Genomic DNA, 907 nt, shown 5'->3' with positions numbered 1-907 from the left:
GGCCCGGCTCATCCAGCGCGCCCGATTCATCATAGGGTGTGTAGAGCACCGCGAGATAGCCACGCAGCGCCGCGCGCACCCATTCCCGCGCCTCGCCCTTGCCATGGGTCATGACAGCACCGCGCGCGACTGACAGGATGGGGTCATGGCGAAGGATCCTCGCGAATGAACGACAACCAGCAGGCCGGCCCGCTGCTCATCATCGGCGCCGGCGCGGTCGGCGGCTACATGGCCGCACATCTGGCGCGCGTCGGCGAACGCGTCGCCGTGCTGGAAAGCTGGACGCCGAACCGCGACGCGATCCGCGCCCAGGGTCTGACGGTGGAGGAACCATCGGGCGATTTCCGCATCGACCTGCCGATGCTGGACGATGCCACGCAGATCGCGGGGCTCAATCCGCGCCTCGCCCTCCTCTGCACCAAGCTCGCCGACGCCGATCCCGCGCTGGCGAGCGTGGAGGCGCATTACGCCGGCCCCTACCTCGTCACGCTGAACGCGCTGGCCGATATCGAGCTCGCCCGGCGGCTCGGCGCGGATCGCGTCATGGGCTGCATCGTCACCGGGCTTTTCGCGAACCTGGTGGAGCCCGCTCGCATGAAGCGCCATCGGCATCGCCATGATGGCGGCGCCGCGACCTTCCGCCTCGGCGAGGTCGCCGGCCCGGCCACGCCGCGCATCCACGCGCTGGCCACCCTGCTCGGCCAGATCGACAAGGCCGAAGCGGTGGATGACATGCCCGCCGCGCGCTGGACCAAGCTCGTCTTCAACTGCATGACATCGCCGCTCTGCGCGGTTCGCCGCACAACGCTCCGCGCCCTGTTCCTGGAAGCGCCCTTGCGCGCGGAGAGGACGGCGCTGGCCCTGGAAGTCGTCGCCGTCGCCAATGCCACGGGCGTCGCTCTCGACC

At 70.1% G+C, this 907-nt stretch carries 1 protein-coding gene; it reads left to right on the top strand.

Features of this window, described 5'->3' with window-relative positions:
* Positions 1 to 165 precede the first annotated feature (165 nt).
* The coding region (locus ACLD7X_RS17160; RefSeq protein WP_411424902.1) for a ketopantoate reductase family protein at positions 166 to 907 on the top strand (742 nt) is incomplete at its 3' end.

This window comes from Aphanothece microscopica RSMan92 (genome assembly GCF_046613545.2).
In the GTDB taxonomy this organism is placed as follows: Bacteria; Cyanobacteriota; Cyanobacteriia; order PCC-6307; family Cyanobiaceae; genus NIES-981.
The sequence above is the reverse complement of the archived record's forward strand: the minus strand, read 5'-3'. Positions and strand labels throughout refer to the sequence as shown.